The sequence below is a fragment of the Paraburkholderia sp. JPY465 genome, from assembly GCF_050436725.1.
GTDB lineage: Bacteria > Pseudomonadota > Gammaproteobacteria > Burkholderiales > Burkholderiaceae > Paraburkholderia > Paraburkholderia youngii.
Window position 1 is genome coordinate 260,829 of sequence record NZ_JBNDMT010000007.1, and the last position, 20,948, is coordinate 281,776.

Below are 20,948 nucleotides of genomic sequence, written 5' to 3' on the forward strand. Positions count from 1 at the left end.
GTCAACCAGCCAGAGATGTGGCGAGCACGCATTGATCTGGCATCGTGCAGCACACGGTGCCGCTGTCGGATGACCGTACCGTACTGGCTGGCACATGGCTGCATCGTGCCGAGTGGTGTCCCTCCTGAGTCAGTATTGCGGCGATCGTGGCATCGTCGATGCCTTGCCGCGCGAGTTCCAGCAGGCGAGCCAGCATTTCGGCGCCCCGGGAGAGCGCCGACACGGCATGCACCCGGGGTTCGACCTCCAGTTCGGAGACTTCTCCGCCTCTCCAGACAACCCGGATTGTGATGCGGTCACGCGTGACCCGATGCAGGACCACTTTATCAATAAGGGAGCGCAGCATGGTCTTCTTGCTCTCGCGACTAACTTGCGGTCGCTGCCAGATTTCCGGTAACTGGACGCCGAGCGCGAGAAAGTCATTTTGCTCTTCATCACTCAGGGCCTCCGGCTTACACGCCTCCGCCTGACGACGGGCGAACGAGTCCTCCGCCTGCCGCAGTTCGCGCAGCGCCGCCTCCCATCTTCGCTCGAGCTCGGCTGCGATCAGGCGGTTATCGGGGTCGACCCGATTGTATTGGCGCTCGGCCAGGAGCGCCTGATAGCGTAGCCGTTCGACCTGCTGCGCCTCAGCCCGGTTGGCGGCGTCACGGGTCTGTTGTCTCGCATCTTTTGCACGGGCCCAGTTTTCGAGCTCGGCCGGTCCTATTGCCGCGAGAAAGGCCTCTACGACCCGCGCATCGATCAAATCAGCGGGGAGGTGCTGGCATAACGAACCGCCCTGGCTGCGCAGCAGATAGTTACAGACGTAGCTGTTGGCGTTCTTGTACTGCACCGCCATCTTGTGGCCACACTGTCCGCACCAGACGATGCCCTGAAGTACGGCCGCGCCATCGCGGGGCACCCCACGTGTCTGGTTTCGCTGGTATTCCGCATGGTTATCGCGCAGCATGGCCTGGACCCTCTCGAAACCGTCCCATTCGAGATACATAGGATAACGGTCTTTCAACACGATTTTCCATTCTGACATAGGACAGCGCTCCGTAATCAGCTTGCCGTTGGCATAAGTCGAATGGCAGGATCGGGTGCGGCCGTAGACGAAGGCACCCGCGTAGGCAGGATTCTTCAGGGTCGCCGTGAGCATACCGGCCGTTGGTGCGCGCCATACGACGTCACCAAACCGGTCACGCCGCGGCAAGGTTAAGGCATGGTCCCGGAAGCGGCGCATCACTTTGCCAACCGACCCAAGATCCAGAAACGTCGTAAAGATCAGGGATACGCGATCTTGCACCTCCTGGTTTGGATCTTTATGCACTATGCCGTTGGTGTCACGCTCGAATCCTGCAGGTAGCAGCAACGCAAGTTCACCACGCTTAGCCTTGTTCAGCAATCCGGCCGTCAGACGGCCGCGAAGTGTGTGTAGCTCGACCTCGGAAATCGTGCCCTTCAAACCCAGCAACAGGCGTCCGTTCGCAGAACCAGGATCGTATACGCCATCGCGGTCGCCGATAAGACATTGACGAAATCCGCACAGATCCAGCAAGGGATACCAGTCCGTGCAGTTACGCGCAAGCCGGGTCACCTCGTAGGAGAGGATGATGCCGACCTCGCCCAGGGTCACGCGGGCAATAACATCCTTGAAGCCCTCACGATGCGAGAGCGTCGAACCACTCAGCCCAAGATCGACGTCGATCACCTCGATGTTCGCCTCCTCCCAACCGAGGTCGCTTGCGCGCTGACGCAATGCGTACTGCAATCGCAGACTTTCCTGATTGGTCACTACCTGGTTCGGTGTGGACTGCCGGATATAGATCATGGCCTTACGGCAAAGATGTTGGGCTGTGACGAGTTCCGATGTCATGGCCTCTCCTTCGGAGAATAAACCAGATCATTGGCTTTCTGATCCTCGTTTATTATCAAGCAGTCCTTATTAGAATTCCAGGTTGATATTTGCGTTTCTGGCGATCCGAATTCTCTGCCTATGCGAACCAGCTCCCGGATGCTATCGGTCGATAGTTTGCTCGATGGTAGACGTGGAGACGCCGGATGGAGGGACGTCGCCACTACCGGAATCTTTAACAGGATGTCGTTGCGATAAGCGACAGTGACTTGCCCCGATGCACCGACCGTGCTCGCTGGCGCCACTACAGCAAACGTACGGCCATACAGTGGATGGGCATGATCAGTGACGGTGACCTGCTCCGACCGCCCAGTTAGCAGTCGAACAGGGGTATCAAGGTGTGTCCTCGTACACACCGTCTTCATCAACGATGACACATCCAACCAGCGCGCAAAATTCCAGCAGCGTGTGCCAGTCTCGCCCGTTACGTGCCAGGCGGGAGGCTTCAATGCAGAGTACGGCGCCAGCCTGTCCACTGCAAATCGCAGCCAGTAAGCGTTCGAAGCCCGGACGGGCCACTCCACCGGCAGAAACTCCAAGGTCGTCGTCAATCACGACTACCTCCGACCAGCCAAGTAACCGTGCGCGATCTGCAAGACCATACTGACGTCGACGACTCTCCGTGTTGTTACGGAGCTGATCAGTCGTTGATTGCCGCACATAGACATAAGCGCCGCGCGACAGGTGTTCACGGCTGATCTTGCTCATCGCTGTTCTCCGGGCTTCGTGTTGCATCGGCGTTGTCGACTACTTCCCACAACAGTTGGCTTAGCAGCGCGACGAGTTGATCGTGAACCTGCTCCAGGCGTGCCCGGGGCAGCGGCAGTTGAACACTGTCGAACAGATCCGTTTGGGCGGGTTGCCGCGTGCGCAGCGGAAGAGACTTCATCGGCGCCTCCGATTGGCTGGATACCTGCCGAAGAAGATAGAACAACGTCGAGCTCCTGACGCAGCGCCAGCAGCGCCGCCATCGGCAGGCGAGCCGGTAAGTGGGTAGGCACGTCCCCCGCCGACAGCAGTGTCATCCACCGCGGAAGATAAGCGCGGGTGCCGTCGGGCTGGCGAACGATGAGAAAGTCTTCCGCGCCTAGCGTCGAGCGCCCCAGCACCTCGACCTCACCGCCGGCACGCGGATGGAACGGATAGTAGATGCGAACCAGCTCAGGGAGCTGTTCGCGGGCAGTATGTCTCTGCTTCGACCGGCCTTGGCAAAAGCTGGCTCGCATGCGCGCTGGTCAACCAGGCATGCCGTCAGGGCTTCTCGGCCCGCTATCTACGCATGCCGAAATTCAATGAGGAGATGGCCATCGCGCACGGTAGCGGCGGTTACGCGAAGCTGCTGTCACGGATCGGCGTAATCGAGCCGGGGATGATCGGCGTAATGAGGCCACCTGGAATGGCCCCGAAACGCGATTTCGAAGGGACTCAAGAATGCGTTTTTTTGCCTGATTTTGCAACCGCGTTTTCGCTGTTTTCGGGCATCGGTTTCGGCTTGCGGAAGCTTTCACCTTCTATGACGACACGGTAGGCGCCATGCCGTATCCGATCGAGCGTGGCAGCACCGAGGATGCGGTTGTCGGGGAACGCGTCGCCCCATTCGCTGAAGTCAAGATTCGACGTCAGGATCGTCGCCGCGCGCTCATACCTGGCGGCAATCAGATCGTGGAAGTCTTCGTCGTGGGGTGCACGCAGGGGTTTCAGCGCGAAGTCATCGACGATCAGCACCGGAACGCGCACGAACTGCTGGAGCTTGCGTTCATAGAGCTTAGTCGCCCGTGCTGCATGCAGCTTCTTGAGCAGTTCGGTTTGCGTGATGAACAGAACGTCGCGGCCCTGGCGTGCGGCGCAGTGGCCCAAGGCCTGCGCGAGATGCGACTTGCCGACGCCGGTTTGACCGACCATCAGCACGCAGACCTTCTCGTCGATATAGCGGCCGGCGGCAAGATCATGGATGTGAGCGCGGTTGAGTTTGGGCACGCGGTCGAAGTCGAAGTTCTCGAGGGTCTTGCCCAGGGAGAAGCCAGCGCGGGCGAGCCGCACGCCGAGCTTCTTCTGCTCTCGCCGTGCAACCTCGTCGTGCAGAAGCGTGGCGAGGAACTCCGTGTAGGCAAGTTGGCCGTCGATGGCCTGACGGTTGCGTTGCTCGAGCGAGTCGAGGATGCCCGAGAGGCGCAACTGCTTGAGGATCGTGTTCAGTTCTGGACTGGGATGCATGGGCGTTCAATGGATCAGAAGGGAATGGAGGTCACGGCCGAAGCGGCCGCCGTTCAGATAGGTGTCGGCAGGCGCCGGCGCTGGTGCTGCGGTGGGCTGGCTGTCCAGCCCCTTGTCGAGGATCGTCTTGACGGTGCGGTACCTGGGGCTGGCAAACACGAGCGCACGCTCGCACGCAGCCTCCAGCCGTTGATCGCCGACCTTCTCGCGAAGCCTCACGACGCCCTGCGCGCCGCGCAGGTTGACGAGCACCTTGTCGTTGAACATCGCGAGAACGAGCGCGTGGCAGGCCGGCCCGATATCCTTTGCCCGCGCCAGGCACCACTGTGGGTCGTGCTCGAGCCACGCTTGCGCTTCAGGCGGCTGGTGGTCACGCACCGTGTGGCGATCGCCGGGCGTGCGCAGCCGCGGATCGGTCCCGACGAGTTCCATGGCGGTGGAACACCTGTACGACCGTGTCGGTCGCCTTCAGCCACAACTGCTTGCCGACGAGAGTGAACGGCACCGAGTACAGTGCCTTCCTGTAGACGACGTGCCCGTCGGTATGCACCTTGACCTCGCACCATACGGCCAGCACTGGCGGCACATCGGGCAGTCCGGCGAGCAGCGGCTTCTCGATGGCGAAACGTGCAAGCGGCTGCTCGCGCGTCGTGCCGTGCTCGCGCGTGCCGGCCTGCTGCATCACCCAGTCGCGCAATTGACGGTAGCTGCGCTGCGTCCGCCGGAGCGAACTCCAGGATCGTCGTTGCTCTCGCGCCGCGCTCGGCCTTCAGGTGCAGCAGGAAGCGCCGCACTGCAGAATAGCTGCCCGTATAGCCGTGATTGCGCTGAAGCGCGTTGAAGATCGTCGTGCCCTGCACGTCGGCGTTAAACCAGCCGCGGACCAGATCGCGAAACGGTTCAATCGTGGAGACGCAGCTACGCGGCAGCTTCGGATTGTGTCCGAAGATCGCTGCCAGTTCGGCGTCGTCCGGCAAGGGCCGACCGGGATCGAGCCAGCCCCGAGCGAGCGCGACCTGCCTGACGGTCTTCAGCTTCCCACGCCCCATCAGGCGTGCGCTGGCAATGTCGCGGTCGGAATCGCCCTGACGCATACGCGCCAGGACCTGTCGATACTCAAACACTTCGAACCTCCTTCGACTCATCGGCCCTCCGGGCAAAAAGACCGAAGGTACCGGGTTGCGGAAATTCGAAATGCGTTTCGGGCCGGCGCCCGACAGAACACTGAGCCCGCTACGTGGCTCGATTACGCCGATCCTGCGGTGGCTCCAATACGCCGATCATCGAGTGGCCCGATTGCGCCGATCATGCACTGGCTCGATTGCGGCGATCATCCGGTGGCTCGCGACGACCGGCACGGCCGGCGTTCGACAATCGTAACCAGCCAGATTCCAGTCGACAGCTGGCATGCCGCCATCGGCGATCCAACGCTTGCAGACGCGATCCTCGACCGGCTGGTTCACAACGCGCATCGGCTCACACTATCGGGCGAGTCGATGCGCAAGCGCCGAAATGGTTTGACCATCGAAGACGAGAAGGAGTAAAAGAACTCACCCCGCGTCGCCACGTCCGCAGCGCTCGCTTTGCTGTGGAATCTCCGCTCGGCTTCGCGTGGAATGCCTGCTCGCTTTGCCGTGGAACGGCTGCTCGATTTGCGTGGAATACGCATTCGTGCATGTGGCCGGTGATCTGCCACATGCCCCAGCCGAACACCCGGTAGAAGATGAAGATCAGTTCGAGGTACGCATCGCTGTACGTCCGGGACTGACCCGACACGCCCTTCTGGTAGGGCGTGTCGTTGATGAACAGCGCCTTCAGGTCTCCGTCGGGACAATACAGGCTGAGTTGCCCGCGCCGCTTCAGGCTTTCGTTGTACTCGTGCGCGTTTGTTACCGCATAGCCCGGCTTCGCTCGTTTGCGTGGTTCGCCAGTCTTCAGTCTTGCCTTGTAAGGCATGAAAGCTCTCGTCGGATAGATCACCGGACTCTTTCTACCCGACCCACGGCCGCCGCGCAAGCGGCCCTCTTGAACAAAGCCCTGAAAGACGACATCGAGGGGCCTGCCCTCATCGATCAAACAGCTTTCATAGCACAGATCCCGCCGCTTTTTTGCGATTTCCAGCTCCATCTGCAAGCGCTTATTCTCCGCTCGCAGACACGAGAGCTCCATTTGTTCCGCCGTGACGACTTTCGCGCCGGGGCCGTTCAGCTTGCCGGCTTCCGACGCTTTGAGCCAGTTGCGCAGCGTCTGCATCGACATGCCTAGTTCGCGGGCCACGGCGCTCACGCCTTGCCCGTCCTTGACTCGTTGCACGGCAGCTTCCTTGAACTCCGCCGTGTGCGCCTGGTGCGGTACCTTAAACATTTCTTCTTTCCTTCCTTTCGGTCGAGCTTATACGCGACCTGCTGGAAGGCGAAATTTCAGGGGAAGCTCACCAGACGCCGCCTGAATGGGTGGTTGACCAGCGTTTTCTTCTATATTGCTTCAAATGTCGCGTGCTCAATGACGTCGACGCGCCTGCGAGACAGTGAAAGATCGCTTGCGCACATCGCCGGGCTCTCGTCCGCTATACAGCCGCCACCCGGTTGCGACCCTGACGCTTGGCGTGGTAGAGCCGCTGGTCGGCTGCCCGAAGCAGTGCGTCAATCGTACTGCCATCCCTACCGAACTGCGATATACCGATACTGACTGTTATCGACACCTTGCGTCCGACCTCACCGGCGAACGTCGTGCTTGCAATTGCCGCGCGAATGCGCTCGCCAATTGCAAGTGCGGCATCCAGCGACGTACGGGTCAGCAGCACCATGAACTCTTCGCCACCCACGCGTGCTACGCCATCGTACGGCCGGATCGCGTCGAGGCATGCTTGCACGAATCCCTGCAGGATTGTGTCTCCGACCTGATGCCCGTAAGCGTCGTTCACCCACTTAAAATTGTCGAGGTCGAGCGCCAGGAGTGAGAACGGGGCACCGTCACTCGTTGCGCGAGCGACCTCTGCTTCTAAACGCTCAATGAAATGACGTCGGTTGGCTGCCCCCGTTAGCGGGTCGGTCGCCGCCAGATGCTCAAGCTTCCCGTTGGTGCGCTGCAGCTCCTGCAGAGCGCTTTCGGTGCGGGCCATCGCATGGGCGAGCCGTGCGTTCAATTCCTCGCGACTATAGATCGTCGCAAATGAGCGTGTTGTCAAAAAGGCATACGCCACGCCATAGCTGAGAAGAAAGAAGCCGCTGGCGAAAATGACATGAGCAAGCCACCACATGTGATTCCATGGGCGACCAAGGAGGAAAGCGGCCGACGACAGCGCGAACGACGTGATGGAGATACCGTACACCAACATCAACGGCGACCGAGGCCGACTCAGCATCAAGATGGCTCTTTCTGTCGACGATGCAGATGCCGGCGGACGGTGCCGATCATTTCCGCCTTGCTGGTCGGTCGGCTCTTGCCGAGCGCATTGGTTTTCACATCCTGATTCAGGAGTTCGTCCGGGTTCAGCTCGGGACAATACCCCGGTAGCCGGATCAGGCGCAGACGTTCGGCGTTATCGGCGACGAACTGCCTGACGGCAACGGATCGGTGCACTGGGTGTCCATCGACGATCAGGTAGATCTTGCGCGTGACCTGCCTGAGCATGCGTTTCATGAATTCGATGACCGTCGCGTTCCTGAAGGTTCCCTCAAAGACCATGAAGCTCAACTCCCCGCGGTTCGTAATGGCCGAGACCATGTTGCAGCCGAAGCGTTGTCCTGTCGCGCGCACCACCGGCGTTTGACCCTTAAGCGCGAAGCTCGTGCCGCTGATGTGATCACTACGCAAGCGCATTTCGTCACCCAAGTAGATCGTTGCTTTCTCAAGCTTCGCCTCTTTCGCGATCTGCGGATAGTCCTCGTTCAGCCAGCGTTCGATCACCGCACCGTTGCGCTCGTACGCTCGCCGCACAGGCTCCTGGGCACTCATGCCCCATGCCTTGGTTTCGGCCGGCCGTCCACGCCGACACCGTGATGCCATACTCCCGCTCGATCAGTCGCGCCACCGACTCGCGCGTCCACAGGTAAACGGCAGCGCCAGTTGATCCGGCAGCCGCTCGATGATCAACCTGCGGATTCTCACAGCCTGTCGGCTGTATGGGACCGGAACATCGTTGAACGCTTTTTCAGTCGTATCAAACATTTTCGTCGTGTCGCCACTCGTTATGACAAGCTCGCAGGGAACTATCTCGCTTTCGCGTCGCTTGCTGTGCCTTTGGACCGCTCGTGAGAATGTGAACAGAACCTAGATTAGAGATTGTCCCTTAGCCAATTTGATCCGGTTTCGTTGAACCCGAACCATGCGCCGACACCGGAACACTGTACAACTAGCAGCTTGTCGTCGCGATGCATGTGCGGACGCAAAGTGTCTGCTACTTGCACTGCTGTCAGATCAGTGACGATTACCCAAGTCGAATCCAGGTGATGCAACCACGGCGAGAATGAAGACTCCAGTGTCTGAATGAGATTCGTATAGTCGTGACCATCTATTCGGGTGAGGTCATACCCGACAATGTACGAACTCTGAATACGCCGTGCCATAAAACCCCCGATCGTAATGATGGAGCTTGATATTGCACATTCCATCATACTAATTAATTACAGGCTCGCCCGCGATTTATCCGATTTTAATTGACTTGGATCAAACAGACCGGATTTAAGATTCGATCTGGCACAAGATATTGAAAATCATTCTTGTTTTCGGCAATTCATGTGTGTACACCCGGAAAATGACGCGCCAATACCAAACCGGAATTACTGCTTTGCCTAGTTCGCCTGCGTCGGAGCTGAAGGTCGACAGATGGCGAAGCGATCGGATTTTGAGTCGTTCGGCTTGGTCGGATTTGAAATCCGGGCAAGGCGCGCTGGGCAGCATGGCAGTGGCGACGTTGAAGACGCCATGCTCAACGACAACCATTTATTGGGCACTCGGGCAGGCTGAGAAGATTGTCCGCAATGGTCATGTCGTGCCCGGTCCTGAGGTATTTGTGGCCTTGCGGGGTTTGCCAGACGAGCACATCAGCAGTCTCGCCACCTTCGACAACATAGAAGTTCCACTTACCCGCCTCAATCCCGTCAATAGCGTCTTTCTCGCTGACGTTCCACCGACTCCCGTCGGCATTCTTTCCGCCGATACGCGAAATTGCCTCGTGCCTACGCTGCCTATTTGTCTTCCTGATGCAGAGAACCCGAATACGCTGCGTCATAAAAACCCCCAGTCTTTATGATAAAGTTTGATATTGTGCGGTCCATCATATTAAGGAATTGCAGGGTTACTGTGATTTATTTGATGTGCATTAGCGCTGCGTCAAGCATAGCCTGATTAACGAAAGCAAAAATGATTTTCAATGCCTTCTGCGAAATCGGATTTTATTGATCCGGCAATAAAATATTGAAACTTTGGGCGCAACACTTGGTCGGAGGTGGTATGGAAAAAATCGACTCCCGAACCTTGCCGATGGCGGCACTGAATGAACGCCGTCGCCGCGCGGTGAAGATGCGCATCGAAGGCGTAGCGTTGAAAGAGGTGGCGCTGCGTTGGGATCTGTCGCAATAAGTCGGTCTGCTATGCTGACGGGCCTTAATGCGTGACGTAATCGATGACCGAGAAGCTGAGTCCGGGTGTGGGAAAAGTACTCAAACGCTTGCATTACCCGCTGGACGTGATGTTGCTGTGCGTTCGGTGGTACGTGGCTTATCCGCTGAGCCTGCGCCATCTTGAACAGATGATGGCCGAGCGCGGGATTGCGGTCGATCATTCGACCGTTCATCGTTGGGCACTCAAACTGTTGCCGGTCCTCGAGAAGGCGTTTCGACGGCGCAAACGGACGGTCGGCAAGAGTTGGAGGATGGACGAGACCTACATTCGCATCAGGGGTGAGTGGCGGTATCTCTATCGGGCTGTCGACAAGGCAGGCAACACCGTTGATTTTCTGCTGCGAGCCCCACGGGATAAGGCTGCGGCCCGGGCCTATTTCGACAAGGCAATCGACCAGAATGGCGAACCCGAGACCGTGACGATCGACAAGAGCGGATCGAATCTGGCTGCCTTGCGGGCGATCAACGCCCCGCGGGAGGTGCCGATAGAGGTGGCGCCGCTTGTTCGGGCAGGGTCCCGAGATTTTTAAGTGGAACCACCGGGGCGTTCATGCTGCCGATTTGATCGCAGGCAGTGTCGCGAAGTATGCCTCATCCGGCGTGCGGTCTTCCAGACTCGAATGAGGTCGTCTCTGGTTGTACAGATTGATGTAATCGCCGATTGAGCGCCGGGCGTGGCTGACCGACTCATATGCCTTCAGATACACCTCCTCATACTTGACGCTTCGCCACACTCGTTCGACGAACACGTTGTCGCGCCAGGCTCCCTTGCCGTCCATGGATAGTTTGATGCCGCGACCCAGAACCGCGTTGGTGAAAGCGGTCGCCGTGAACTGACTGCCCTGGTCGGTGTTGACGATTTCAGGCTGGCCGTATTTCGCGAATGCCTCTTCAAGCGCCTCGACCGCATGGATCGCTTCCAGCGTGATCGCCACGCGATGTGCCAATACCTTTGTAAGCATTCGATCAGTACCGTCACGATTGACGTTGACGCGCGCGGAGCTCGACTGCTAGCGAACGGGATCGATATGTGCTGAGGCGGGCAACAGAGGAGCAACGTTCCAGGGTAATAGTTCGTCGATCCGGTTCACCGAGTGGTCGGCAATGCGTTCGATGACGTAATGCAGGTAGGCTTCTGGATCAATTCCGTTCAGGCGGGCAGAACCAATCAGGCTGTACATCGCGGCTGCGCGTTCCCCGCCTGAGTCTGCGCCGGCAAATAAAAAATTCCGTCTCCCGATTGCCACGCCTCTTAGCGCCCGCTCGGCGATCAGATTGTCGATCTCGGCCTGACCATCGCTGCAGTAATAGACCAGTGCAGGCCAGCGATTCAACGAGTATTGGATCGCTTTGGTGGTGTCCGATTTCGCGGAGAGCGTGAGAAGCGTCGCCTCGAACCACTGCTTCATGTCGTCAAGCAGCTGAGCGGCTTGTGCCTGGCGGATACGCCGTCGCTCTTCGGGTGGCTTGCCCCGTATGTGCTCTTCGATGCGATAGAGTGCGCCGATACGCTTCAGTGCTTCGCCAGTGATCGGCGATGGCCGGACAGCGTGCAGATCGTGCAGCTTCCGACGTGCATGGGCCATGCATGCTGCCTCCTGAATCTGATCGCCCACGTACAGCTCCGCATAGCCGGCGAACGCGTCTGCCTGAAGCACGCCCTTGAAGTTGGCAAGATGCCGCTGTGGGTGTTCGCCGCGACGATCCGGTGTATAGGCAAACCAGACCGCAGGAGCCTCGGCGGAACCACTGGGCCGGTCATCGCGCACATACACCCAGAGCCGGCCGGTCTTCGTCCTGCCATTGCCCGGCGCGAGTACCGGCAGCGGCGTGTCGTCACCGTGAACCTTGGCGCCGCCAAGCGCGTGGCGGCGCACTGCGTCGACCAGCGGGCTGAGCAGCCATGTCACGCTGCCCAGCCAGTGGCCCATGGTGCCCGGTTCGATCTCGACGCCGTCGCGCGCGTACATGACAGACTGCCGGTAGAACGGGATGTGGTACGCGAACTTCGATGTCGCGATATGTGCGAGCAGCGCCCGCCTTGGAAGGCCACGATCGATTGGCCGGCTCGGTGCTGCGGCCTGCACGATGCAGTCGCAACACGAACAGGCGAATCTGGGACGGCGATGATGGATGACGCGGAAGTGTGCGCGCACGTATTCGAGCTGCTCGGACACGTCTTCGCCCAGAGGTTTGAGCGGGCCGCCGCATCCTGGGCAGTGCTCATCGAGGGGCAGATGTAGGCGTTCTTCCCGCTCAAGGTGACCGGGCAATGATTTGCGGCGGGGACTCTCGCGACGTTGCTGCGCCTTCCTGGCGTCAGCCTGAGCGGCCGCACCTTCGTCGGTCTGCAGATCCTCAAGTCGCAACTCAAGCTGCTCGATCTGACGCTCCAGCTTCTCGGACCTACGGCCGAATTGCATGCGGCGCAGCTTTGCGATCGTCAGCTTCAGATGTTCAATCTCGAGCGCGCGAGAGCTGAGCTGATCCTGCAGTTCTGCGACCCGCTGGGCGTTTGCCTGGGCCGACGCAGCATGCATGCGCACCAGCGCCTTCAGCGCATCAATGTCGTCGGGCAGGCCGGCATCGATCAGGTCCATTGCTGCAGTTTACGACCATCTGCTGCGCCTGGATCATCGGGTAACAGACGTTTACAAAGCGCTGCGCGGGCGAGCCGCATCGACCGGCTCGCGCCAATCAAACCCTTCGAGAAGAAGGGCAAGTTGCGCCGTTGTCAGCGCAACAACACCGGAGTCGGCACGGGGCCATGCGAAACGTCCCTTCTCAAGTCGCTTCATCAGCAGGCACATGCCATCGCCGCTCCACCACAGCACTTTAAGCAGATCGCCAAACCACACGACATTCAACATACCGATCGCAAATTGTGGTGATCGCATACCGCTGGCACCCCGCCTACGGCCAGGAATACAGGCTGGTCCGCCGCACTGGGCGCCGCGGGAATCAGATGGTTCACCTCGACGTCCCGCAACAGATCTCCCGCGAACTGCCAGCCTGGATGCTCGATGCGTCGATATGCTCGGCGATGTCGCTTGGCGAACCGCAGGTGAGCGCCGAGGCGCTGGCCTTCTTGTGCCGCGTCCTGTCTGATCGGAAGCGCCACTCCGCCGCAGGAGGATCATCGAAGCCTCTGTCAACGGAGGGCCATTCCGATGAGACGACTGCAAAGAGAACCCGGCGCACAGCTTCCGCTGGAACTGCACCTAGATCCCACCTTCGACGCAGCCATAGTGGGGAATCGACGGGAGGAAGTGATCGACGCGCTCGCAGCACTTCTGCTGGAAGCGCTGGGCAAGCCGGCGAACATAACCGACCCAGGAGATCGCGATGAACCAGAAGATCTCCGCTGAACATCTCTGCCGAGGCGCGGTGGTCTACGTCCGTCAATCAACCATGAGCCAGGTGGTGGAGCACACGGAGAGCCAGAATCGTCAGTACGCGCTCGCTCAATCTGCACGAACCATGGGCTTTGCTTCAGTGACGACGATCGACGATGACCTTGGACGTTCGGGCTCCGGCAGTATCGAACGTCCCGGGTTCCAGAAGCTGGTCGCGTCAGTGTGTGCAGGATCCGTCGGCGCCGTGTTCTGTCTCGAGGCTTCACGACTTGCGCGCAACGGCCGCGATTGGCACCATCTCATTGATCTTTGCGCGCTGGTCGGCACGGTCGTCGTTGATCACGACGGTATTTACGAGGACACACCTTGATACCCCTGTTCGACTGCTAACTGGGCGGTCGGAGCAGGTCACCGTCACTGATCATGCCCATCCACTGTATGGCCGTACGTTTGCTGTAGTGGCGCCAGCGAGCACGGTCGGTGCATCGGGGCAAGTCACTGTCGCTTATCGCAACGACATCCTGTTAAAGATTCCGGTAGTGGCGACGTCCCTCCATCCGGCGTCTCCACGTCTACCATCGAGCAAACTATCGACCGATAGCATCCGGGAGCTGGTTCGCATAGGCAGAGAATTCGGATCGCCAGAAACGCAAATATCAACCTGGAATTCTAATAAGGACTGCTTGATAATAAACGAGGATCAGAAAGCCAATGATCTGGTTTATTCTCCGAAGGAGAGGCCATGACATCGGAACTCGTCACAGCCCAACATCTTTGCCGTAAGGCCATGATCTATATCCGGCAGTCCACACCGAACCAGGTAGTGACCAATCAGGAAAGTCTGCGATTGCAGTACGCATTGCGTCAGCGCGCAAGCGACCTCGGTTGGGAGGAGGCGAACATCGAGGTGATCGACGTCGATCTTGGGCTGAGTGGTTCGACGCTCTCGCATCGTGAGGGCTTCAAGGATGTTATTGCCCGCGTGACCCTGGGCGAGGTCGGCATCATCCTCTCCTACGAGGTGACCCGGCTTGCGCGTAACTGCACGGACTGGTATCCCTTGCTGGATCTGTGCGGATTTCGTCAATGTCTTATCGGCGACCGCGATGGCGTATACGATCCTGGTTCTGCGAACGGACGCCTGTTGCTGGGTTTGAAGGGCACGATTTCCGAGGTCGAGCTACACACACTTCGCGGCCGTCTGACGGCCGGATTGCTGAACAAGGCTAAGCGTGGTGAACTTGCGTTGCTGCTACCTGCAGGATTCGAGCGTGACACCAACGGCATAGTGCATAAAGATCCAAACCAGGAGGTGCAAGATCGCGTATCCCTGATCTTTACGACGTTTCTGGATCTTGGGTCGGTTGGCAAAGTGATGCGCCGCTTCCGGGACCATGCCTTAACCTTGCCGCGGCGTGACCGGTTTGGTGACGTCGTATGGCGCGCACCAACGGCCGGTATGCTCACGGCGACCCTGAAGAATCCTGCCTACGCGGGTGCCTTCGTCTACGGCCGCACCCGATCCTGCCATTCGACTTATGCCAACGGCAAGCTGATTACGGAGCGCTGTCCTATGTCAGAATGGAAAATCGTGTTGAAAGACCGTTATCCTATGTATCTCGAATGGGACGGTTTCGAGAGGGTCCAGGCCATGCTGCGCGATAACCATGCGGAATACCAGCGAAACCAGACACGTGGGGTGCCCCGCGATGGCGCGGCCGTACTTCAGGGCATCGTCTGGTGCGGACAGTGTGGCCACAAGATGGCGGTGCAGTACAAGAACGCCAACAGCTACGTCTGTAACTATCTGCTGCGCAGCCAGGGCGGTTCGTTATGCCAGCACCTCCCCGCTGATTTGATCGATGCGCGGGTCGTAGAGGCCTTTCTCGCGGCAATAGGACCGGCCGAGCTCGAAAACTGGGCCCGTGCAAAAGATGCGAGACAACAGACCCGTGACGCCGCCAACCGGGCTGAGGCGCAGCAGGTCGAACGGCTACGCTATCAGGCGCTCCTGGCCGAGCGCCAATACAATCGGGTCGACCCCGATAACCGCCTGATCGCAGCCGAGCTCGAGCGAAGATGGGAGGCGGCGCTGCGCGAACTGCGGCAGGCGGAGGACTCGTTCGCCCGTCGTCAGGCGGAGGCGTGTAAGCCGGAGGCCCTGAGTGATGAAGAGCAAAATGACTTTCTCGCGCTCGGCGTCCAGTTACCGGAAATCTGGCAGCGACCGCAAGTTAGTCGCGAGAGCAAGAAGGCCATGCTGCGCTCCCTTATTGATAAAGTGGTCCTGCATCGGGTCACGCGTGACCGCATCACAATCCGGGTTGTCTGGAGAGGCGGAGAAGTCTCCGAACTGGAGGTCGAACCCCGGGTGCATGCCGTGTCGGCGCTCTCCCGGGGCGCCGAAATGCTGGCTCGCCTGCTGGAACTCGCGCGGCAAGGCATCGACGATGCCACGATCGCCGCAATACTGACTCAGGAGGGACACCACTCGGCACGATGCAGCCATGTGCCAGCCAGTACGGTACGGTCATCCGACAGCGGCACCGTGTGCTGCACGATGCCAGATCAATGCGTGCTCGCCACATCTCTGGCTGGTTGACGATGGCCGATGTTGCACAATGCTTGCAGGTTTCGACCTCGTGGGTCAAGCGGCGCATTCACAGCGGCGTCATCAAGGCAGAGCGCGACCCGCACGACAAGCGGTTCCTGTTTCCGGACACCGCAGAGAGCATCGCTGCACTGCAGGAACTCAAATCAGGGGTGCGGGACCATCTCGTTATCGCCCCGCGAGCAAACAGATGAGGGCATCAACATGACTGATCGTATGACCCCAGGCTGGTCAACGATCGGCTCCTGCTTGGACTCAAAGGCACGATGTCGGAGTACGAACTCAGTCTGCTGCGGCAGCGTGGCATTGCCGCGCGTGATTCGAAGGCCCAGCGTGGCGAATTGCGCTTTGCGCTACCTCCGGGCTACTGCTGGAACGAGCTTGGGCAGATCGAGATCGATCCAGACGAACGGGTTGCCGAGTCCATCCGGGTGCTCTTCCGTAAGTTTCGCGAACTCGGCAGTGCCCGTCAGGTGCTGCTATGGGCCATACAATCCGACGTGAAACTGCCGGTGACACGGCACGGCCCCGCGGGCATCCGGATCGAATGGAGCAGGCCTGCATATCACACGGTCGTCCAGATCCTGGAGCATCCGGTTTATGCTGGGGCGTATGTGTTTGGAAGGACGACCCAGCGCACCGCGGTCGTCGACGGACGGGCTCGTAAGACTGAAGGCCACTCCAAGCCAATGAAGGACTGGAGCGTCCTGTTGCGCGATCATCACCCAGGGTACATCACGTGGGATCAGTTCGAGGAGCATCAGAGGATGATTGCCGAGAACACACACATGAAGAAGCGGGCTTCCCGTCGATCTGCTCGTGGTGGGCGGGCATTGCTTACTGGCCTGGCGCGATGTGGCCGGTGCGGCCGAATGATGCGAGTCAACTACGGCATGAGAGCCGGCCACGCGCATCGCTATTACTGCCGTGGCGACGAAGCACATGTCGGAGCATTCCGCTGTATCGGAATCGGCGGAATACGTATCGACAAAGGAGTTAAAGTCAAATCTGGTGTATGCGGTCTCGGCGTAATCAGGCGGCTAGCGATTGCTGAGCCGGTGTGCTGTCGGTCACCGGTTCTCCATCCTTGAACGTCATCCCGTCAAGCATCGAAGTGAGCTTTTCCGGGGCGCGGATGCGCCGCCACGATTCTTCGGCCGACTCGATCAGCTTGAACGCCAGCCCGAGGAACGTCGCGCGCGATACACAGTTGCGCGTGCGTTTCGTGCGATGGCGCACCGTCGCAAAGGTCGATTCAATCGGGTTCGTGGTGCGCAGATGCTGCCAGTGTTCAGCCGGGAAATCGTAAAACGCGAGCAGCTCGTCACGATCTTCCGTCAGCTTTTCGGCGACCTTCGGGTACTTTGCCGAGTACGCGTCGACGAAGTGATTGAATGCGGCCAGTGCATCAGCGCGCGTGGCCGCCATCCAGATGTCCTGCATCGCCTTCTTGCCTCGAGCCTGCTGCGGATTTCGGCAGCGCATTGAGCACGTTACCCATCTTGTGAAATCAGCAGCGCTGATGCTTCGTCTGCGGGAACACTTCCTCCATCGCGGCCCAGAATCCCATCGCGCCATCGCCGCAGGCCAGCAGTGGCCCCGACGGCAGGCCGCGCTTCTTCAGATCGAGCAGCAGTTCGCTCCACGATGCCTTCGATTCCCGGTAGCCGTCACCGATGGCCACACGTTCCTTCGTCCCGTCCGGTTTGACGCCAATGATCACCAGCAGGCACTGGCCGTCGGAATCGTCGCTGCGCACACCGGTGTGAATGCCGTCGGCCCACCAGTAGACCCAGCGCGCCGACGACAGCTCACGCCGATTCCACTGCTCATGCTCATCGGCCCATTGGGCCTTCAGCCGGCTCACGACGTTCGGCGACATGCCGCTGACCTGGCCGCCCAGCATGATGCCCATAGCTTCGCTCATGTCGCCCGTCGAGATGCCTCGCAGGTACAGCCACGGCAGCGCTGCCGACACGCGCGCGGACTTGCGCACGTACGGCGGCACGATCGTCGAATTGAACCGGATGCCCGAGCCCGAACGATCCCGCACCTTCGGCACCTGAACCGTCACCGGACCGATCGCTGTGACGACCTCGCGCTCGGGCAGGTAGCCGTTGCGCACCACGGCACGCCGGCCGTCGATCGACTTCACGTTGCTGTACTGTTCGAGCATGGTCGCCAGTTCCACCTCGACTGCCTGCTGAATGATCTGCCGCGCGCCTTGCTGGATCAGCTCATCTAGCACGCTTTTCGTTTGCGCTTTACTGCTGTTCGATTCTTGCGTAATCTTCTTCATGGTGGTCGGGTCCGGCCTTCTCGGGTTCGCTGGTTGTGCCTTTGACAAGCAACATTCTCGCTAGACCGCCACCGCCTTCTCAAATTCCCGCCGCTCCCGCTGTACACCAGATTCGACAATAGCTCCCCGATCAGCGTGGCGTCGACAATCGTGCCGCTCTTGAGCTTTGCCCCCCGCGCCTGCAGCACCGCGCCCACTTCCGCGAAGATCCGCTCGCCCAGCTTGTGCTCTTCCAGCAGATGCCGGAATTTGAGCAGCGTGGTAGCGTCCGGAACCGTTTCGCTGCCAAGGTCAATGCCAACGAAACGGCGCAGGCTGAGGCTGTCGTACAGCGCCTCTTCGCATGCAAGGTCGGCAAGATTGAACCAGTGCTGCACAAAGTGAATCCGCAACATGCGCTCCAGCGCAATCGGCGGGCGACCATTGCCGCGTTTCGGATAAAACGGCTCCACCACTGCGCACAGCTGCGCCTATGGCACGATCGTGTTCATTTCATCGAGAAACGCTTCGCGTCGCGTAGGTTTGCGCTGCGGCCCGAATCCCGCGCATTGATCGACAGCCATCGCCAGTGTCAGTTGCTTCATCGTTTTTCGCTTTCGCCGTTGCATCCTCACGCTATAACGCGTGACAGTCGTGAACGGTGGACTTGATCAGCATTGCCCTAAACGGTTTATTTTTGCGATCCGCCCGCGAAGATGCTTCTTCCAGCGAAGGCGAACCCCAGCAGTCGTTGCGCCATCCTGACTCCGTATCGATCGGTTATCGCCAACGGCACGACCCCGAAGTTAAGCGCCGGGCTCGGTCGGATCAACGGAAACGTTGATGAAATATCGTCAATCGTCCTGTAAGCGCGAGATGGCCGGCAATCGCGTGGCCGTTCCAAGGCAGTTGAAAAAGGAGCATTCCAGTACCTGCTGCGCAACGCGCTTTGTCCGGATGGGTACAAGTTCCCGTGCTATGGACGCGACTATGCATTTTTGACGCAAACCGGTTTGCCGAAGGCGTTCCACCGGTTCAGCAGGTTGGCGATGATTACGCCTTCACCTTCCTGCGACGCAAGCCCCTGCGTCAGCAGGCGCTCGCCGATGCAGCGCTTGATGCGCGAGATCTGTGCCTCGACCAGCGAGCGCACACCGTAGCCGTATTTCTTGTGAAATGCATAGATGCCTTTGTCCTCGATGTATCTGACGATCCGGTCATGCCGGCGGGTTCGCTCCTCGCCGTGTACGACAGCGTGAGCTGGCGGTGGGATGACGGGCGTCACGCCCGCGCCTGAAAGCGCTTCGGTACGCTCGATGCTGTAGTACGCGCCATCGACAATCACCCGATCCATCGGCACGTCAGCGGGCAGCACGGCGTCCATTCGTTCGCTGTCCGATACTTCTGTAGTGGTGATGCGGATCGCGTGTACGTTCATGTCAGCGTCGATCGACAGATGCATCTTGCGCCACGGCGTGCGCGCGGCCTTCTGGGCGTACTTTGCCTCGTACCACTGGCTCGCCCGCCCAAAGCTCAATCCCGTGCTGTCGACCATGAGACTGATCGTCCCGCCGCGCGCGAGACGTCGGGCCAGCTGTTCGCAACGCTGCGTGACGCTCACCTCCAGTGAAGCGAACCGTTCGCCCAGCTGACTGGCGCTGGGCACCGGGATGTCCAGCCCGCGAGTCTCCCAGTAGTCCTCCATATAGCCGGTGATCTGCCCCATCCCCCAACCGAACAGCCGGTAGAAGGTAAAGATCAGCTCGATGTACGCCGTGGTGTAGGTCGGCTCACGCCCCGACACGCCCGGCGTACGGATCTTTGCGTTGATAAGCTGCGCCTTCAGATCGCCGCCCGGCACATACAGGCTGATCATGCCGCCCTTTCTCAGGCTCTGGTTATACGCCCGCGCGTTCGTCACCCGGTACCCCGGCTTCTTGCGCTTGCGCGGTTCACCCGTCTTTAGTCTGGCTTTATATGGCATTATTCAACGCTGGCTTCATGATGTTGCGCTTCTACACAACCCGCAGCATCTTTGCAATACCCCCATCCGGACAAAGCCGACATGCTGCAATGAGCAAAGGCCGGACGCTGCGACAGCGCAGCCATACACGCAAAACATGGATACAGGGTCATGCAAAACCCAACCTCACCACGCCGCAAGCGCGGGCCCCGCTTCCTCGATATCGCCGAAGCCGCTGGCGTGAGCCCCGCAACGGTGGACCGCGTGCTGAACGAACGGGGCAGCGTGTCCGCCGCGATGCGGGCACGCGTTGTGGCGGCCGCACGCGAACTCGGCGTGCCTCGCGTGCTGCCCAATCCAAGGCACGGACTCCTGCATATCGACGTGCTGATCCCGCGCAACGACACGCCCCTCTTTCAGCGGATTAATCTCGCGCTGCAACGGTCGATGCAAATGCTCGATCGGAGAATCGTCCTGCATCGGCAAATCGTTCCGGAGGCCGACGACGAAGTCATCACGCATGCGATCCTTCGACCGAATCACAAGCGTGCCGGGCTGATCGTCACGACGCACGACACACCCGCGGTGCGCGATGCGCTGCGCGCAGTGATCGCCCAGGGCGTCCCCGCGGTCACGATGGTGACCGATATCGCCGACATCGGCCGTTTGCATTACGCCGGTATCGACAATGCAAGCGCAGGCCGCACGGCTGGGTATTTCGTAGGACGGCTCGCGACGCAGCCCGGTCGCGTGCTGCTGCTTTGCTCGCACAAGGACTACCGCGCGCACGTCGACCGGATCAGCGGATGCCGCGCGACGCTGGTCGAGTCGTTTCCGCACCTCGTCTGCGAACACGAAGAGATGGAAACGCTGGATGACCCAGACCGTTGCCATCGTGCCGTACTGAACGCACTCAAGCGCGGCAACGTGGTCGGCAGGAGCTATTGTCGAATCTGGTGTACAGCGGGAGCGGCGGGAATTTGAGAAGGCGGTGGCGGTCTA

At 59.8% G+C, this 20,948-nt stretch carries 15 protein-coding genes and 11 pseudogenes; 12 read left to right on the plus strand and 14 right to left on the minus strand.

Annotated features, from left to right (window positions below; genetic code table 11):
* Position 1 precedes the first annotated feature (1 nt).
* From QFZ94_RS41810 to QFZ94_RS41820, 3 genes are all read right to left on the minus strand, one after another.
* Positions 2-1,861, minus strand: a complete 1,860-nt coding sequence (locus QFZ94_RS41810) for a recombinase family protein (protein WP_429463888.1) — start codon at positions 1,859-1,861, stop codon at positions 2-4.
* Between the two features lie 372 nt (positions 1,862-2,233).
* Positions 2,234-2,608 carry a recombinase family protein gene (locus tag QFZ94_RS41815; RefSeq protein WP_429463889.1) on the minus strand — a complete coding sequence of 125 codons (375 nt, stop codon included), beginning with the start codon at positions 2,606-2,608 and terminating at the stop codon, positions 2,234-2,236.
* The gene (locus QFZ94_RS41820; protein WP_429463891.1) at positions 2,589-2,834 is read right to left on the minus strand and encodes a hypothetical protein; all 246 of its coding nucleotides are present in this window, start codon (positions 2,832-2,834) and stop codon (positions 2,589-2,591) included. Before QFZ94_RS41820 ends, QFZ94_RS41815 begins: the two co-directional genes overlap by 20 nt.
* Before the next feature lie 264 nt (positions 2,835-3,098).
* Between QFZ94_RS41820 and QFZ94_RS41825 the strand changes: the two are divergent.
* Positions 3,099-3,245, plus strand: a pseudogene (locus QFZ94_RS41825) (ATP-binding protein); the annotation flags it as partial.
* An 80-nt stretch (positions 3,246-3,325) separates the two neighbouring features.
* Here the strand turns inward: QFZ94_RS41825 and istB are convergent.
* Both istB and QFZ94_RS41835 read right to left on the minus strand, forming a co-directional pair.
* On the minus strand, positions 3,326-4,114 hold the full coding sequence (istB, locus tag QFZ94_RS41830) for an IS21-like element helper ATPase IstB (protein ID WP_429463893.1): 789 nt from the start codon (positions 4,112-4,114) through the stop codon (positions 3,326-3,328).
* Positions 4,115-4,120: 6 nt separating this feature from the next.
* Positions 4,121-5,238 (minus strand): annotated as a pseudogene (locus QFZ94_RS41835) (Mu transposase domain-containing protein).
* A 222-nt stretch (positions 5,239-5,460) separates the two neighbouring features.
* Here QFZ94_RS41835 and QFZ94_RS41840 point away from each other — a divergent pair.
* A pseudogene (locus tag QFZ94_RS41840) lies at positions 5,461-5,658 on the plus strand (ATP-binding protein); the annotation flags it as partial.
* A 559-nt stretch (positions 5,659-6,217) separates the two neighbouring features.
* Here the strand turns inward: QFZ94_RS41840 and QFZ94_RS41845 are convergent.
* The 3 genes and pseudogenes from QFZ94_RS41845 to QFZ94_RS41855 form a co-directional block, all read right to left on the minus strand.
* A pseudogene (locus QFZ94_RS41845) lies at positions 6,218-6,478 on the minus strand (transposase); the annotation flags it as partial.
* A gap of 202 nt (positions 6,479-6,680) precedes the next feature.
* Positions 6,681-7,487 (minus strand): annotated as a pseudogene (locus QFZ94_RS41850) (GGDEF domain-containing protein); the annotation flags it as partial.
* Positions 7,478-8,122, minus strand: coding sequence for an IS630 family transposase (locus QFZ94_RS41855; protein ID WP_429463895.1), 645 nt, complete (start codon positions 8,120-8,122; stop codon positions 7,478-7,480). The gene QFZ94_RS41855 and the pseudogene QFZ94_RS41850, both read right to left, overlap by 10 nt.
* Positions 8,123-8,242: 120 nt before the next feature.
* On the opposite strand from QFZ94_RS41855, the pseudogene QFZ94_RS41860 reads away from it, so the two are divergent.
* The 4 genes and pseudogenes from QFZ94_RS41860 to QFZ94_RS41875 all read left to right on the plus strand — a co-directional run.
* A pseudogene (locus tag QFZ94_RS41860) lies at positions 8,243-8,371 on the plus strand (IS5/IS1182 family transposase); the annotation flags it as partial.
* A 451-nt stretch (positions 8,372-8,822) separates the two neighbouring features.
* Positions 8,823-9,368, plus strand: coding sequence for a hypothetical protein (locus QFZ94_RS41865; protein ID WP_429463897.1), 546 nt, complete (start codon positions 8,823-8,825; stop codon positions 9,366-9,368).
* A 200-nt stretch (positions 9,369-9,568) separates the two neighbouring features.
* Complete coding sequence (locus tag QFZ94_RS41870; RefSeq protein WP_260186049.1) at positions 9,569-9,697, plus strand: hypothetical protein; 129 nt, start codon at positions 9,569-9,571, stop codon at positions 9,695-9,697.
* 43 nt (positions 9,698-9,740) lie between these two features.
* Positions 9,741-10,232 (plus strand): annotated as a pseudogene (locus QFZ94_RS41875) (IS6 family transposase); the annotation flags it as partial.
* Between the two features lie 54 nt (positions 10,233-10,286).
* Here the strand turns inward: QFZ94_RS41875 and QFZ94_RS41880 are convergent.
* From QFZ94_RS41880 to tnpB, 3 genes and pseudogenes are all read right to left on the minus strand, one after another.
* Positions 10,287-10,691, minus strand: a pseudogene (locus QFZ94_RS41880) (transposase); the annotation flags it as partial.
* Positions 10,692-10,748: 57 nt separating this feature from the next.
* A complete protein-coding gene (gene tnpC, locus QFZ94_RS41885) occupies positions 10,749-12,338 on the minus strand; it encodes an IS66 family transposase (RefSeq protein WP_429463901.1) in 1,590 nt (529 codons plus the stop codon).
* Positions 12,339-12,389: 51 nt separating this feature from the next.
* Entirely contained in the window at positions 12,390-12,608 is a 219-nt protein-coding gene (gene tnpB / locus QFZ94_RS41890) for an IS66 family insertion sequence element accessory protein TnpB (protein WP_429463904.1), read from the minus strand.
* 300 nt (positions 12,609-12,908) lie between these two features.
* Here tnpB and QFZ94_RS41895 point away from each other — a divergent pair, with 300 nt between their 5' ends.
* The 5 genes from QFZ94_RS41895 to QFZ94_RS41915 all read left to right on the plus strand — a co-directional run bounded on the left by QFZ94_RS41895 (position 12,909) and on the right by QFZ94_RS41915 (position 16,796).
* Entirely contained in the window at positions 12,909-13,106 is a 198-nt protein-coding gene (locus QFZ94_RS41895) for a hypothetical protein (RefSeq protein ID WP_429463906.1), read from the plus strand.
* A complete protein-coding gene (locus tag QFZ94_RS41900) occupies positions 13,084-13,464 on the plus strand; it encodes a recombinase family protein (RefSeq protein WP_429463908.1) in 381 nt (126 codons plus the stop codon). Before QFZ94_RS41895 ends, QFZ94_RS41900 begins: the two co-directional genes overlap by 23 nt.
* A 372-nt stretch (positions 13,465-13,836) precedes the next feature.
* Positions 13,837-15,696, plus strand: a complete 1,860-nt coding sequence (locus QFZ94_RS41905) for a recombinase family protein (RefSeq protein WP_429463910.1) — start codon at positions 13,837-13,839, stop codon at positions 15,694-15,696.
* Positions 15,697-15,698: 2 nt separating this feature from the next.
* Positions 15,699-15,899: a hypothetical protein gene (locus tag QFZ94_RS41910; RefSeq protein WP_429463886.1), complete on the plus strand. Its 201-nt coding sequence runs from the start codon at positions 15,699-15,701 to the stop codon at positions 15,897-15,899.
* A 72-nt stretch (positions 15,900-15,971) separates the two neighbouring features.
* On the plus strand, positions 15,972-16,796 hold the full coding sequence (locus QFZ94_RS41915) for a recombinase family protein (RefSeq protein ID WP_429463912.1): 825 nt from the start codon (positions 15,972-15,974) through the stop codon (positions 16,794-16,796).
* Here QFZ94_RS41915 and QFZ94_RS41920 read toward each other — a convergent pair.
* From QFZ94_RS41920 to QFZ94_RS41930, 3 genes and pseudogenes are all read right to left on the minus strand, one after another.
* A pseudogene (locus tag QFZ94_RS41920) lies at positions 16,738-18,004 on the minus strand (IS256 family transposase). The gene QFZ94_RS41915 and the pseudogene QFZ94_RS41920 overlap by 59 nt on opposite strands.
* 125 nt (positions 18,005-18,129) lie before the next feature.
* A pseudogene (locus tag QFZ94_RS41925) lies at positions 18,130-18,588 on the minus strand (IS5 family transposase); the annotation flags it as partial.
* Between the two features lie 383 nt (positions 18,589-18,971).
* Complete coding sequence (locus tag QFZ94_RS41930) at positions 18,972-19,967, minus strand: IS5 family transposase (protein WP_429463914.1); 996 nt, start codon at positions 19,965-19,967, stop codon at positions 18,972-18,974.
* 150 nt (positions 19,968-20,117) lie between these two features.
* Here QFZ94_RS41930 and QFZ94_RS41935 point away from each other — a divergent pair.
* Positions 20,118-20,927: pseudogene (locus QFZ94_RS41935) on the plus strand (LacI family DNA-binding transcriptional regulator); the annotation flags it as partial.
* Positions 20,928-20,948 lie beyond the last annotated feature (21 nt).